Here is a 14,574-nt window from a genome sequence, read left to right as displayed (position 1 = left end):
GCTCGACTCCTGGCCGTTCCGCAAGATGACGTCTTCATTTTTTGCGCCATATTCCCGAGCCGATCGCATCGTCCGCGGACATCGGTATTTCTCTTAAATTGCTAGCTCTCTTCCATGACACAAGCCAAGAACTTGGAGACGCCAGATGGTCGTGATTCCGCGACCACCAAAGCCGAGACCAATGCGCGGAGGCGGCGACCCGGGCCAAAGGTCGGGGATCACGAAGCCAGGCGCGCGAGCTTTCTTGCGGCCGCAACCGCCGTGGTTGCGCGGGAGGGCTATGCCGGAGCTTCCTTGCGAAAGGTGGCGGAGGAGGCGGGCTGCACCACAGGTTCCTTGCTCCACTATTTCGAGAACAAGGAAGCGATGATCAAAGCTCTTGTTGAAAGCCACTTTGACAAGTTCGAATCCTTCATGGCGCCTGTCCATGACCCGAGCGATATCAAGGCGACTTTCAAGCGCTTCGTGACCTGGACCAACGCCGAGGATCCGGGACAGTGGTGGATCGTGCAATTTCAATTGCTAGCCCAGGCGAAATGCGATCCGGCCCTCGCTGCCGTCTTCCAGCGGCGCAACGCCCAGTATCGGAGTAAGCGTGTGGCGCTACTGGAGAGGGGCCAGGAAGAAGGTCTAGTCCGCAGCGATGTCTCTGCAGACCTGCTCGCCGACCAACTTAGCGCGATGGGCGACGGCTGGATGATGATGCTCCCCATCGAGCCGGAGCGATTCACGCCGAACCGTATCGATGCTCTTCTGGACGCCGTCATCACAGTGATAAGCCCACCCGGACCGCCACCTGCGAAAACAGATCCTGTGAAGCCGGCAGTCCGCAGGCGCCGCCCAAATAAGAGTCACCTAGCCGATTGAAATGTTGGTCTCAGCGATTGCCGCGAAGACCAAACGTCGACTGACTTGGGCTGGAGATGCCCAAGAGCGCGCAGCGGGCCGAGTAGAGGCGAAGGAACGGGGCGCGGCCTTAACGTCTACTTCAACCGTTCCGAGTTGGGGACACGGCGGGCAGCGCCAAGTTGTGGAGAGAATCAAGGGCGCTTTGCGACCCTTCTCCGCCGGTCGGCGGTCCAACTGTTCTGACTGAAGTCGCGACAAGAGCGGTCGCCCGGCTCGGTGCTGCGACCGTCGCCCGCGAGTTGGATATCAGGTTTTGGCAGACGATCAGGCTGCAGTGCAGGAGATCAAGCTTATGTTGTCGGATCGGCCAACGAGGCGAACGACAGGTTGCTCCCGCAGGACCGCGAGATGCTCACGCTTGCCTCGACCAGCGCTTGGATTGCCTTTGTCTTGATTCGCCGGACATCAGGGCTTGCGCCGATTAGCGTCAGACAGGCGACTGCCTCGTTCTGAACATCGAGAATCGGCGCGCTCATGGCTGACAGTCCTGGAATGAGAACCGATTCCGCTTCATCGTATCCGACTCGCCGGATCGTCGAAAGACGCTCAAGCAACTTGACTGGCGGCTGTTCATGGTTCTTCGAAACGGCCAACTCGATCAGGTCATCTCTGACCTGATCGGGGGTGAAGGCGAGTAGCACGCGACCTGTAGCCGAGTTCGTCAATTGGAATGTCGAGCCCACCGACAACGTAGTGATGAACGGCACATAGCTGCGTTCCCATCGCACGATAGTGGGGCCGCGATCGCCGAGCACACACAGGAGGGCAGGCAATCCCGTGCTGGAAACTAGCTGTGGCATCGCTTCGCTGGCGAGGCGCAAATGATCAACACGCGCGAGGGCGGACGCGCCAATGCGTACCGCCGTCGGCCCAAGGTCGTAGAGACCGGTGACTTCATCCTGTACCGCGAGACCGCTTGCCATCAGGCTCGCGAGGTAGCGATGCGCGAGGCTGTTTGGCATGCCGATGGCGCGCGCCAGATCTTTGAGGGGTGTCGCCTTACCCGCCTCGACAAGCGCAAGAAGAACCTCCGTTGCCTTGTCGGCCGACTGAATCCGGCGCCGTCCTGCGCCATTGCCGGCAGCAGTCGGTGGCAGGTCGTCCGCCGATACTGCCGATGGTTCTGCGATGGTTTTTTTTGCTTTTGTCAAAGCCGTCGATACTCCTCTCGGAAGGGGCGCTCGGATTCAGGGTGCGCGAACGACTTTTGAGTTTATCACGGGCGATGACACGTGAACTCACCCGGCCCCTGGCAAGCAAATGACGCGCGCGTCGGCATTTCGCAGGCGGAGCGGCAGAATGCGCTGATAGTCTGTGGAGGTGTACCAGGCTTCGGCTTGCTCAGGGCTCTCGAACTCCAGAACCACGAACGTCCCCGTCTTGGCGTCGCCCTCGAGGACGTTGGGCGTGCCTCCCCGAATCAGGAACACGCCGCCATAGAAATCCAGCGTGGGCTGGACCTTCCTGGCGTACTCATCCCACTCCGCGCCGGGGGAATGGATGTCTACCTCGGCAAAAATATAACCTTTCGTCATGTTGTCTCCCGTCAGAAGGATGAGGTGAAGTTCGCTGGCGGGTCGCAGGCCACCGTTCCCATCTTTGCCGGAATCGAGACTTCGAGAAGCTCGAGGTCTGGTGAGATCGCCAGCTCGTTGTGCTTGAGTCCGCCAGGGATCAGGAGCGATTCTCCCGCGCTGATGCGAAGGTGGCGGCCGTCCTCGAAGACCAGGTCGACCCAGCCGCGCAGCGTATAAATGAACTGGGAATCGCAGAGGTGATAGTGCCACCCGGTTTGCTGCATTTCGCCGGTTGCAAGAGTTATCTGCGCGCGCATGCGGCCATCAGTGGGAGTCGTCACGCCCAGGTCCCGATACTTGAAGAATGAGCGGCGTCCCGGCACCTGTGGCGCCGTTTCGGGCGTGGCATAGGCAAGCTTTGCCGCAAGCGCTTCTGCGTCGGCAATCGACGCGTCGGAATGAACGTTGTCGGTGGATGAATCCATGATCTGCTCCATGAGTGTTGTCGTTGTCATGATTGAAGAACCGATTGGCGGGTCACCGCCGTGGTGCCCCGCGTACCAGCACGTTGGCGCGTTCTTCCACGCTCTTGATGATGGAAGTGAAATCGTCCTGGCTGCGTCCTTCTTCCATTGCCGTGTGCCAGACGCCCCGGGCCTGCTCCAGAACCCGCGCCGGGACGCCCAGATTGCGGGCCTCCGTGATGGCGAGTTCCACATCCTTTGCGAGGATCGACATGTGTGCCCCGAAGTCGAACGATCCGGGGAGGGCGAAGCGAGCGAGTATGTCTGCCGCCGCGCTCTGCCCGGTACTGGATTGGATGACGTCAGCCATGGCGTCGGCGCTCAGCCCTGCCTTGGCGCCCATCGCCAGCGCCTCCGATGCAACGGCCATGTTGGCGGCCAGCATGATGTTATTCACCAGTTTCATCGCCTGTGCCTGGCCGGGCTGATCGCCCAGGTTGTGAATCGTATTCGCGATGCGAGCCAGCGAGGGCATGACCAGCGCAATGTCATGGTTCGCGCCAGCCAGCATGATGGACAGCGTGCCCGCACGCGCGGCAGCCGGCCCACCACTGACTGGCGCGTCCACCGTGGCGATATGCTGACGCTGAAGTCTCTCGGCGATGGAGGACACCGCGGTCGGACCGATGGTCGACATCTCGACGTATGTCTGCAACGCGTTGCCGGCCGCCACGCCGTCCTGGCCGAAAATCGCCGCTTCGCATGCCGCCTCGCTTGGCAGGCAGGCCATGACGATGGCGGCGGCATCGGCCACCGAACGCGGACTGGCATGCGCCACCGCGCCAGCGTCCACGAGTCTCAACACGGCTCCCGGGTTGGGGTCGTAGACGTGCAGTCGGTACCCGGGATGAATAAGCCGCAATGCCATTGCGGCACCCATGTTGCCAAGGCCTAAAAAGCCGACGTGGGTCATCTCGCTCATGTTCGTATGTCTCCGTATCTGGGTAGATCTCCGCGCGCCGCGACCAGCAGTTGGTGCCACGCGGCGTGCTTCGGGTAACGTTGCAGTGCCGGCCTTCACTCAGATCAACAGTTCGATCAGGAAGGGACCGTCCTGGCGGAAGCTCTGCTTCATGAGATCGGCGCACTGCTCGAGCGTCGTTGCGCGTGCGGCTTCCACCCCCATGCCGTTGGCGAGCCTGACCCAGTCGAGATCGGGATTCGACAGATCGAGCATGCTCATGGCCGTGGGCCCCGGTAATGCTCCAACGTTCTCGTACTCGCCGATCAGGATGTTGTACTTGCGGTTGGCCAACAGAATCGTCGTGCAGGGGAGTCGTTCACGTGCCTGCGTCCAAAGCGACTGAAGCGAATACATCGCCGAGCCGTCAGCCTGCAGGCTGATGACCCGTCTCGAGCCCCCACAGGCCACCGCCGCGCCGGTTGCAACCGGGAGTCCGTCGCCGATGGCACCGCCGGTCAGTGAGAGCCAGTCATGTGGTGCTGCAGCGTGGGTGAATCGGTAGAAGCTGCGGCCATACGAAATGCTTTCGTCCGATACGATCGCGTTCTCCGGCATCACGGCGGCGATCGTCTGGGCCAGCCCTTCCGGCGTGGGGGCACCGGTAACGATTTCAGAGCAGGGCTGCGCGGGCGGCATATCGACCACTGGCGCGTTCAGCGCCTCCGCCAGCGCAAGCAGGGCCGCTTCGGGATGCTGGTCGATGCGCGACAAATGATGGATCTGGGCTTCGCGCGGATACTGGAGGGACGGCTTGCCGGGATAGGCGAAGAATCCGACTGGTGGCCTGGCGTTGACCAGGATGATGTGCCGGAACGATGCCATCATCTTGATGGCCTGATCGGTGCTGTAGGGCACCCGCTCGATCGGCAGACGGCCTCGTCCACGCGAGACGCGCCCCATCACGTACTCGTACTTCAGGGTCGCGCCCGTCGAACTGGCAATGCGCCAGGCGAGCGCCTGCGCTTCGGGCAGCGCGCATTCGCCGCCAAGCAGGATCAGCACGTCATTGGTGTTCTGGCGCAGAATGCGCGCCGCATTATCGACGGCAAATGGATCGATCGATGGCGCCGACGGTACGGGCAATGCGCGCGCGGCAACGCCGCCCGCATCCCAGGAAGTATCGGAAGGCAGGATCAGTGTGGCGATCTGTCCGGGCGCGGTGCGCGCAGCGGCTGCCGCGGCGGCCGCATCACGACCGACGTCGGCTGCGGACTGGCTCGTGCGGACCCATGCCGATACGGCGCCCGCGAGCGCGGCCGTATCGGCAGTGAGGGGCGCATCATACGGGCGGTGATAGGTCGCCTGATCTCCCACGATGTTGACGACCGCGCTATTCGCACGGCGAGCGTTGTGAAGGTTCGCCCAGCCGTTGGCAAGTCCCGGGCCGCAATGCAATAGCGTGCTCGCGGGCTTCCGGGCCATGCGGAAATAGCCGTCGGCCATGCCGGTAACGACATTCTCCTGCAGCCCCAGCACACACCGCATACCTGGTATCTGATCCAGGGCCGCGACGAAATGCATTTCGCTGGTGCCGGGATTGGCGAAGCAGGTATCGATGCCCGACTCGAGCAGTGTGGTGACCAGACTTTCGGCGCCATTCATGTTGTGTGTTCTCCGGTTCGATGAAGATTGGTCGCGTGGGGTCAGCGCGAGCAGGCAGGATCCGCCCAGCCAGAAACCGCCTTGGCTTCAAGAAACTCCTCAATGCCCCAGATCCCGCCTTCGCGGGCACGTCCGGACGCCTTGATGCCACCGAAAGGAGATCCCGGTGCGCGTGGCCTGCCATTCATCTCCACCATGCCCGAACGCAGCCGGCCCGCGACGCGGCGGCATCGTTCGTCATCGGTCGATTGCACGTAATTGGCCAGCCCATACGGCGTATCGTTCGCGATGGCGATCGCCTCTTCCTCGGTGTCGAAGGGAATGATCGAGAGCACAGGGCCGAAGATCTCCTCGCGGGCGATGGTCATCTGGTTGGTCACGTCCGCGAAGACGGTTGGCAGCACGAAGTAGCCACATTCGTGCGCTTCGGGACGCCCGGGGCCGCCTGCAACAAGTCGCGCGCCCTCCGCCATGCCTGTCTCGATCATTTCTTGGACCTTCCTGAATTGCGCCGCCGAGGTCAGCGGGCCAAAGAACTTCCCCGGCGCGTGCGCCGCCTCGGCCGCGAAGTTCTCGGCGATTTCGCGGGCCTCGTCGACTACGCGCGCATAGACCGAGCGCTCGACCAGCATGCGGGTAGGGGCGTTGCAGCTTTGGCCGGTGTTCTTGAAGCAATGGAGCACTCCGCGTCCGACCGCATCCGCATCCGCGTCGGCAAAGACGAGGTTGGCCCCCTTTCCGCCGAGCTCGAGCACCACTCGCTTGAGCGTTTCGGCTGCGGCCTTTGATATGGCGATGCCAGCACGGGTCGAGCCCGTGAAGCTGATCATGTCGATATCGGGATGGGACGACAGACGCGCGCCGACTCCCGTGCCATCCCCGTTCACGAGATTGAACACACCATTCGGAAAGCCGGCTTCCTCGATGAATTCGGCAAAGAGCATCGAGGAGAGCGGCGCAATCTCGGATGGCTTCAGCACGACGGTGCAGCCGGCAAGCAATGCGGGCACGACTTTCAGCGTGACCTGATTCATGGGCCAGTTCCACGGGGTGATGAGGCCGGCGACGCCGATCGGCTCCATCAGGATCCGATCGTTGGGTGCATGCGTGCCGAGGGAACGTTCGAACGAGAACGTGCGAAACGCGGTAATGAAGTTCCTCATGTGATACGCGCCGGCGCCGACATGTTCGGAGCGCGCCATGTCTAAGGGCGCGCCCATCTCCAGGCTGATCATCCGCGCCATTTCCGTAGCGCGTCGTTCATAGATCTCCAGCAGGCGCTCTACCAGCCGAAGGCGCTCGCCCGGGCTGGTACGAGACCAGCCTGAGAAGGCTTGCCTTGCCGCCCGCACCGCAAGGTCCGCATCGAGCGCATGGCCGACGGATATCACTGCGCAGGGTTGTTCGGTGGCTGGGTCGATCACCGTCAGGTCTTGGCGCCGCGAGGACGTGACCCACTCCCCATCGATATAGAACAGTCTCTTATCAAGCACGTTATCTCTCGCTGATTTGCGTTGCGGCAGGCCGGTCGCGCTGAAGGCCGCTGCCGATGAACCGAACGGTAGAACATCAGAGTCGCGTTGTAAATAGGGTTGTAGTGTTATCCATAGGATAATTTTGTCGAAGAGTGGGGCGCAGGGCACTTTGCGACAAATTATCCTATGGATAACCATGAAACCTTATTTACAACACAAAGCGATCCGACTATGGTTGATCCGAGGGCGCTTCCGATCGCCAGGACAATCCAGGAGACAACCAACCATGACCCACCGCTTCAGCCCCATTTCTCATTTCCGTTCACGCCGCGCGGTACTGGCGCTGGCTGCCGCCATGCTGGCTGGAGCAGCGTTTCCGGCGGCAAGCCAGAGTCCCGCGTGGCCGGCACGGCCCATCCGCCTAGTGGTCGGTTTCGCTCCCGGCGGCGGAACGGACGTGATGGCGCGTGCGATTGCACAGTTGCTGAATGAAGCACTGGGGCAGACGGTGATCGTCGACAACAAGCCAGGGGCGAGCGGCAACCTGGCGCTCGGCGAAGTCGTGAGGGCGGCGCCGGACGGGTACACGTTTCTGATTGCGCCCACCTCGGTTGAGACGGCCAACCCATATCTGTTCAAGTCGAATCTCGTTCCGTCCCGGGATCTGACGCCCGTCATGGCGATCGGACGCGCCCAGATGTATCTGGTCGCCCGTCCAACACTTGAGGCCAGGGACGCCAAGCAGTTCATCGCTTTGGCGAAGTCGCAGCCGGGCAAGATCAACATCGCGTCGGCCGGTACCGGTACGGCACCGCATCTCGCCGCCGAGCTATTGAACCAGAGCATCGGCACGTCGATCACGCACGTGCCTTACAAAGGCTCCGCCCCTGCGCTGCAGGATGTGATGGCCGGTCAGGCGGACGTCGTATTCGACCCGGGGATTGGTTTCCCCCACATCCGTAGCGGCAAGGTCAAGCTGCTGGCAGTGGCGAGCGAGAGCAGGTCACCGTTCTTTCCGGACGCGCCGTCATACGCGGACCTGGGCATCCGCAATGCGAGCCTTGATATCTGGTTCGGTGTCTGGTCACCGAATAAGGTCCCGGCCGACATCAGCGAGCGCTTTTCTGCGGCGTTAAAGAAGGTGTTGGCCTCGCCAGTGCTCAAGCAACGGTTCGCGCAACTCGGCGCCGAACCGGTGGCACTGGACAAGCCATCTTTCCGAAGCCTGCTCAATGACGAGAGCAAGCGGCTGTCAACGCTGATCAAGGAGCGCGGGATCGTCGTCGAGTAAGCACCTCAGCGGCTGCCTCTCAGGGAACGAATGTCGACAGAAGTAGGTCGGGAGCTTGCATGAGGTTCATTTGGATGGCCGAAGCTAAGCGTAGACCCGCCGTTCGGGGCGTGCGGCCGACCGTCGCTTCCTGGCCGGCTACTGCCGTTGCGTTCCGCCGGCCTCGCAAACAAGGGGAGCTGCTGCGCGCGTGGTCAGGATGCTCGTGACGCCGGCGTTGCCAGGGTGCGGCGATAAGGCACGATAACGTTGTGCCTATCGATGCTACCTAATACAGGTCTGGCGGGAGGGGATAGGCTATCGCGGCACAATTCTGTGTGGAATGGGGCGATTAGGTATCGCTTGCACGAGCTGGTACCCTCTTGAATGCTCAGGGCCTACGCGAAAGAGGCGATATTCACGAGAGTCAAGTGCCGAGATGGATTGACTTGGGTTCGTGGCGGCCTCAATGCTTGGCGCCCAACCTCCACTCGCTACGTACTGGTTGAGGCTTATTGATTCCAGGCGCGCAAAGAGCGTCATCGAGGGATACAAGTCCTTCACGTTAGGAATGGGATGCTCTGTGGTGACAGTGAGGTTCATTTACGCCCTTGTTTACGTCTGAGCCTAGTAATCCGGGTTACCTGCGGATCTCCTGCTACACCTTGGATCATTGACACGAATGGTCGCTCTGCCTCTGCTTCTCAGCGCTTGTGATACCGAGGCAAGCTCACCGGGCTTTGCGCTCCCAGCTCATTGCCCACCCATAAAGGGCAATGCATCCGAATACAATCATCGTAGGGCCGAACACAAAGGACAACAGCGGCATCATCAACAATGAACAGCACGATAGTAGGTACACATGCAACGTCATCTGCAGCGGCACAGCGAGCACGACAAAGGCGATGCTCAGCACCGTGAGAAAGGCTTTCTTGGACCAAGAAAAATCGAAAATGTAATAGACGAGCGCATGCCCCCAAGGCAGCAGCAGCAAGAACCCGGCGGAAGTTTTGATACCGTTGTCAACATAGCCGCTCACCGTGTACGGGAAGCTCTGCGGCGCTACTGCGAAGTACAGCAGGGCCGTGACCTGGATGAATACCGCGAATAGCAGGAAATACCGAAGAGGTAGGTACTGATCATTTATGCGCGGCGCCAGCACGCCGGCGGCGAGCGTGATGACAAACGTCGCCAACCACGTCTGTGAATCCGGCGCGTTAGCGGCGACATCCAGGTAGGGCAGGGTGACGTCGAACCACACGAGCGGCGTGGTGCGTTCGACGACCGTGCCATCGATGTGCAACTTGTCGAGCCAGAAGGCTAGCACCTTGGCCCAACTGGCGCTCAGGCGGTCGCTGAGCCCCCATTCGGCCAGATTGAATGCCACGGGCACCAGTAAGATGCCAACAAGCGTTGACCGGGACAGCGTCAGGCGATCCCGCGACCGGTGTCTGGCCAGGGCCAATACCGAAAGTCCGAGTGCGTCGCACTTGTCCGGGGCAGGTTTCGCGTCACCAGGATCGTGTGCCATGGCTAGAACTCGACGAAGAATCCTATCTCTGCCTGCTTGCGCTTGTAAGACGGGTTGTCGTAGTACACGGCGCGCAGGTTCATGCCGTAGCGCTTGGTGAACCATTTGCGCCAGTTTAGCGAGACCTCGTGGCTGGTGAAATCGCTCAGCAGCGACTGCTCGCCAGTCAGCTGGTAGGCTTCGCTGCCGCCGTCGTATTTCAGCGTAATGTACTGGTCCTTGTCGCGGCCATAGATGACGGCGATGATGCCGCGGTTGGAGCGGACATTGCCTGGATCGCTTCGATTCAGCCTTGCCCCGAGCTGGATGATCCACGGAGCGTCGAAGTAGTAGGTCAAACCGAGCAACAACGTCTTGTCCGTATAGACTTCCTTGGCCCGGTAATAGGTGAAGCCGACACTGGCCACCAGGTTCTTTTTTTCCAGTAGCTTGCGAAATAACGCGCCATCGAGCCGGAATTCCGGCAGGAAGAAGCCGCCCGCGCTAGTGCCGGCGCTCAGGAAGGCATACCAGTTCTCGTCAAAGGTGCGCGTGTAGCCAAGGCCGAAGAAGGTGCCCTGGTCATCGAAATGGCTCTGGTGGCTGATTTCACCGGTGACGTAGTCCTTGGGTGTCAAGTGCACGCCGCCGCGCAGGTACTGGTCATTCCAGTTGGCGTTGTTGCCGGTAAGGTTGGCATGGCCAATCCCGCCTTCCACGAACCCCGTGAGCAAGGGAACGAAGGTCCGTGGCGGCGTGGCTTCAGCCTGCGCGCTCGCATCTGTCGCCGCTGACATTGCCAGCAGCCAGGCCAGCGCGTAGGCGCCGGGCGTTCCGGTTTGCGAGAGCTTCACCATGCGTATCCTGTCGTTCCAGTCGATCGCGAGCGAAGGATCCTTCAGGACCCACCGGCCCGGCAACAGCTTTTTCACGATACACCGCTTCGCGGTCAGAAGTCGATGCCGAGTCCCTTGTGTTGCGCGACAGCACGCATGCTCAGCGTTCGCCAGCGCTCATCTCCACGACGCTCATGCCGCCGCTCAGCGGCACCGCACGCCTGTCGGCGGCGGCGCCAGGGCCTGTTCAGGTGTCAGGCGTGCGTCGAACGCAAGGTACAGCGCTTCTTCCAGGACATTCCAGTGGCTTCCGTGCCGGAACTGGATCGAGCGTGTCCTCCAGCATGCGATCGCGTCCTTGTCGTTCATCTTGTCGGCGACAAGGGCCACCAGTCCCCACGGGAAATCTACTTCAGACATCTGCAGCCATGTCATGCGGTACTGCTTCATCCAGGCGCCGTACGCAGCAGCATGAGGGTGGCTGGTGGGCTGGATGTCGGCAAGGATGGGAAATATTTGCGCTACCGTGTCGGGATAGAACTCGGTCTGGTTGCGCGGCTGGGTACTGACCAGGTAGCCCCGGCTTGCGTGCCAGAATACCCTTAGGATGTCCTGGTCGAGGTGCTGGGCCTTGTGCATCCAGGCGGCGGCGCCCGCATTGTCCCCGAGGCGCTGGCTATAGCGGCCGGCTGCCTTGAAGGCGCTGGAGATCTCAACGTTGTCCATCAGCAACGCCACTGGGAGGGCAGCCGAGATGTGGTAGACACTGGTGCGCTTGTCGCGCAGCGTTTCCAGGTACTTGCTGGCCTTGTCGAAACTTCCCTGCCAGGCAGGCGGCAACCCCTGTGGCGGTGCCGACCGCACAAGCAGTTCCATCCATGCTGCCATCATGGCATCGTCGGCATCGGCGGGCTGGCAGGAAACCAGCCGCTGGGCCTTCATGCAATAGCGATCGAATCGACCGTCGGTGTGCTGGTGCGGCAGCAGCCAGGCGATCCACCGGCCTGCGGCGGATGTCGTGGACATGCCAGCGTCCTGGGCTGCCAGCAGTGCCTTGGATGCAAAATAGGGGTCGACGGAGTCGCCCTCAAAGTAGGTGGTGATCGCGCCGTCCGCGCGCTGGTAGCCCCGTAGCGACAGTTCGGCGCAGGTGGCCATCTGGTGGCACTGGGCAGTGAGCATTAGAAGCAGGACAAGCAAGGTTTTCATGGTGTCGGAAGCGCATCAATCGGTGGGTGCGACGCCCGTGGAAACGACCCGCCCTTCCTCCAGCGCGCAGACCGCGCCATGGATCACCGCGCCAACCTGCACCCGGAGTACCGGTGCCACGACAGTGGTCGGCTGCGCCGCGGTACCAATCACACTGTGCGCACTGACGGCGATCTCGCGCTCGGCCGCCATTGGCCCGGCGACGCTGCAGGTGTCGCCAACTGTGATTGCATCGGCGGCGACCAGTGCGCCGTCGATGCGCACCTGCGCTTGCAGCCATATGCTGCCGCTGGCCTTGACGCTACCTCCGATACGTGTACCCGTCCCGAGCCAAAGGTTGCCGTGCACCACCAGATCGCCCAGATACAGGCTGTCGGCCGGCAACCGGAGGTCGTGCGTGACGAGCCAGCGGCCATCGCGGGCCTCCGCCGGCTCAAGCGGGGTTGCAGAGGCCTCGCGTGGCGCCGGTTGCGCAGCGCCTTTCGTGCGGTTGTCTCCACCCCGTATCGGCTCGGCCGGCCCGAACCGAATCACCGGTGCGCTCACCGAAGCAAAGCGGCAATCGTCGTCGATGTGGACGGCATGCAGTGCGCAAAGGGGGCCGAGCAGTTGGCATTGCGGCTCCACTCGCACGCTGCGCGCGTGCGCCCACCGGTTCAATTCGCTGCCCTCGCGCAGCACGATCACGCCATCCGACAGCAGTGCCTGGACCCGATTCTTACGCCCGGTGCAAATGCCGACTTGGCCGAAGATATCGCGGGCAAAAGTATAGCCGTCAGGCAGCGACAGGGCACCACGGGCGACTAGGGTCTGCGCGCACACGCCTGTCGCGATCTGCGCCGCGGTCGGCTCGAAGGTGTTCGTCACATGTGCGACGGGCCGCAGCGAACTGACCGGATGCTCCATGCCGCGTTGGAAAGAGAGATCGTCCTGGCGCTCAATCATGGAGCGGAACCCGGCCGCCACTGCAGCCACGTCCAAGGTGTGCTCACCATCGATGGGAAGTGGTCGGATGTCACGCCTGCGCCGCCATTCCAGTATTGCCGGCAACAGCGGCAGCATGAAGGTGAGCAAGGTCAGCGCGGCAAGCAGCAGGGGCCACATGTTCAACTCCGCTGTCGATAGCGGATAGTCTTGTCCCAACGCAGTTCGCGGCGCAGCAGGTAGTCAAAGACGATCTGGTCCACAATTGCGCGCGACACGGCGAGGACGCTTACCAGGAAGCCAAAATAGTTCAGCGGCAGCAGGCGGATGCGCTCGCGGCTGCCATCCAGATACACGGCCGCTGCGATCTCGAAGAAGGCGGCGAAATTGCCAAGCGTGCCGTATGACATCAGCGCGAACAGCAGCACAGCTGTACCTAGCAGCGGCAGGCCGCCAGCATAGAACAGCAGAATCGCCAACAGCCAGCCAAACAGCATCAGCGGCGCCATCATATAGATGCCAAGCAGCGCGACACCGTCGACCTTTTCCAGCAGGCCGTGGTGCCGACACGTCGCCATCCTCCACCCATGGCGATAGAGCGCCTGGTTGTGCCCCTTAGTCCAGCGCATGATCTGCCGTACCCGCACGGGCCAAGTTTCCGGCACCTCTTCGTAGCACTCGGACCAGTTCTGGTACACCGTTTTCCAATCCGACAGCAGCAGCCGATAGGTCAGATCGGTGTCCTCGGCCAGCACGTCGTCGTGCCAGCCGCCGGCACTGTGCAGTGCCCGCATCCGGATGCCCCCAACCGTGCCACCGTACTGGGGCACCAGGTTCAGATTCATCCGCGCCTGCTGGTCAACCTGGTAGCCGCCAGAGCGCTCCAAATCGAGCAATCGCGTCAGCAGGTTGCTGCCAAGGTTCATCGGCACTACGCGGCCCATCGTCGCACCGACCTCAGGATCAAAGAAAGGTGCCACCAGTTGCTTCAACAGCCCTACCGGGGGCAGGTAGTCGGCATCGAACACGACGACGATCTCACTAGCGACTTCTGCGCTTGCATCCTTCAGCGCGGCCGCCTTCCCCGGCTTGCCGACAGTGCGGTGGAACGGGGTGATGCGCCCGGGGTACTTGGCCACAAAGTCGTCGATGATCTCGCGCGTGCGATCGCTGGAGCGGTCGTTGACAGGCATAAGCGTGAGACGGTCGGTAGGGTAATCGGCACGCAACAGGCACTCCAGCGATCCCGCGATGACCGCCTCTTCGTTGTGCGCGGCGATCATGACAGTCAGCGTCGGCCAGCACGCGATATCAATGTCAAGATATGGGTGACGCTGCCTGCCAAGCAGGCGGTTGAGCGTAAATAGGTAATGCCGCACGGCATAGAACAGCACCAACCCCACGATCATCAGGAGCAGAGTGGTCAGCGCCGCCACGATATCCAGCGTGCCATCGCGGGCTTGGCGCTGGAGAGTCGGCGTAGTCCAGCCATGCGGGCGCAAGGACGGCTCGGCAGACTCGGCGCCTTCCAGAGAGTCTGTTTGCACCATCGCAAGTGCCACAGTGGCATCGACCGGCTTGTCGGTGGCGCGTTCCGCGACGCTGGATAGGGCTCTCGCTGCGGCTTCGGGGGCGTTGGCTGCCTGCACAAGCGCAGTACCATGGCCGAGGAGGTCCATGGCCTGCACTTGCGAGGCGAGTACGACAAGGAAGAGTTTCCCACTAAGGGACAGCAGCAGCCGGTACGGTAGGCGCATGATTAGTTCCGCTAATGCGGGTTGGCACGTTCGCTTGTTGCCGATGCGCCGGCTGCGCACCCACCCCGGGGCGCGGC

13 protein-coding genes are annotated in these 14,574 nt (G+C 61.9%); 2 read left to right on the top strand and 11 right to left on the bottom strand.

Annotation, left to right across the window (positions count from 1 at the left end; all coding sequences use genetic code 11):
• Positions 1-114 precede the first annotated feature (114 nt).
• Positions 115-867 (top strand): TetR/AcrR family transcriptional regulator, encoded by a 753-nt coding sequence (locus LPA45_RS31815; RefSeq protein WP_116323134.1) that lies wholly within the window; start codon positions 115-117, stop codon positions 865-867.
• 332 nt (positions 868-1,199) lie between these two features.
• Here the strand turns inward: LPA45_RS31815 and LPA45_RS31810 are convergent, their stop codons facing one another.
• From LPA45_RS31810 to LPA45_RS31785, 6 genes are all read right to left on the bottom strand, one after another.
• Complete coding sequence (locus LPA45_RS31810; protein ID WP_116323133.1) at positions 1,200-2,060, bottom strand: IclR family transcriptional regulator; 861 nt, start codon at positions 2,058-2,060, stop codon at positions 1,200-1,202.
• 87 nt (positions 2,061-2,147) lie between these two features.
• Positions 2,148-2,444 carry a DUF1330 domain-containing protein gene (locus LPA45_RS31805; RefSeq protein ID WP_317925217.1) on the bottom strand — a complete coding sequence of 99 codons (297 nt, stop codon included), beginning with the start codon at positions 2,442-2,444 and terminating at the stop codon, positions 2,148-2,150.
• An 11-nt stretch (positions 2,445-2,455) separates the two neighbouring features.
• On the bottom strand, positions 2,456-2,923 hold the full coding sequence (locus tag LPA45_RS31800; protein WP_317925215.1) for a cupin domain-containing protein: 468 nt from the start codon (positions 2,921-2,923) through the stop codon (positions 2,456-2,458).
• A gap of 40 nt (positions 2,924-2,963) precedes the next feature.
• Positions 2,964-3,872, bottom strand: a complete 909-nt coding sequence (locus tag LPA45_RS31795) for an NAD(P)-dependent oxidoreductase (protein WP_317925213.1) — start codon at positions 3,870-3,872, stop codon at positions 2,964-2,966.
• A 99-nt stretch (positions 3,873-3,971) separates the two neighbouring features.
• Entirely contained in the window at positions 3,972-5,516 is a 1,545-nt protein-coding gene (locus LPA45_RS31790) for an acetolactate synthase large subunit (RefSeq protein ID WP_317925211.1), read from the bottom strand.
• 41 nt (positions 5,517-5,557) lie between these two features.
• On the bottom strand, positions 5,558-7,009 hold the full coding sequence (locus tag LPA45_RS31785) for an aldehyde dehydrogenase family protein (protein ID WP_317925209.1): 1,452 nt from the start codon (positions 7,007-7,009) through the stop codon (positions 5,558-5,560).
• A 268-nt stretch (positions 7,010-7,277) separates the two neighbouring features.
• Between LPA45_RS31785 and LPA45_RS31780 the strand changes: the two genes are divergently transcribed.
• A complete protein-coding gene (locus LPA45_RS31780; RefSeq protein ID WP_317925207.1) occupies positions 7,278-8,282 on the top strand; it encodes a tripartite tricarboxylate transporter substrate binding protein in 1,005 nt (334 codons plus the stop codon).
• Between the two features lie 709 nt (positions 8,283-8,991).
• On the opposite strand, the gene LPA45_RS31775 is transcribed toward LPA45_RS31780, so the two are convergent.
• The 5 genes from LPA45_RS31775 to LPA45_RS31755 form a co-directional block, all read right to left on the bottom strand.
• Entirely contained in the window at positions 8,992-9,792 is an 801-nt protein-coding gene (locus LPA45_RS31775) for a hypothetical protein (protein WP_317925205.1), read from the bottom strand.
• A gap of 2 nt (positions 9,793-9,794) precedes the next feature.
• Positions 9,795-10,703: a YaiO family outer membrane beta-barrel protein gene (locus LPA45_RS31770; protein ID WP_233528401.1), complete on the bottom strand. Its 909-nt coding sequence runs from the start codon at positions 10,701-10,703 to the stop codon at positions 9,795-9,797.
• A gap of 108 nt (positions 10,704-10,811) precedes the next feature.
• Positions 10,812-11,816, bottom strand: coding sequence for a hypothetical protein (locus LPA45_RS31765; RefSeq protein ID WP_317925202.1), 1,005 nt, complete (start codon positions 11,814-11,816; stop codon positions 10,812-10,814).
• A gap of 15 nt (positions 11,817-11,831) precedes the next feature.
• Positions 11,832-12,920, bottom strand: coding sequence for a hypothetical protein (locus tag LPA45_RS31760; RefSeq protein WP_317925200.1), 1,089 nt, complete (start codon positions 12,918-12,920; stop codon positions 11,832-11,834).
• A gap of 2 nt (positions 12,921-12,922) precedes the next feature.
• Positions 12,923-14,497, bottom strand: coding sequence for a glycosyltransferase (locus LPA45_RS31755; protein WP_317925199.1), 1,575 nt, complete (start codon positions 14,495-14,497; stop codon positions 12,923-12,925).
• Positions 14,498-14,574 lie beyond the last annotated feature (77 nt).

The sequence above is a fragment of the Cupriavidus sp. Agwp_2 genome, from assembly GCF_040784895.1.
In the GTDB taxonomy this organism is placed as follows: domain Bacteria; phylum Pseudomonadota; class Gammaproteobacteria; order Burkholderiales; family Burkholderiaceae; genus Cupriavidus.
Note: the sequence above shows the minus strand (reverse complement) of the source record. Positions and strands in the feature narration are given on the sequence as shown.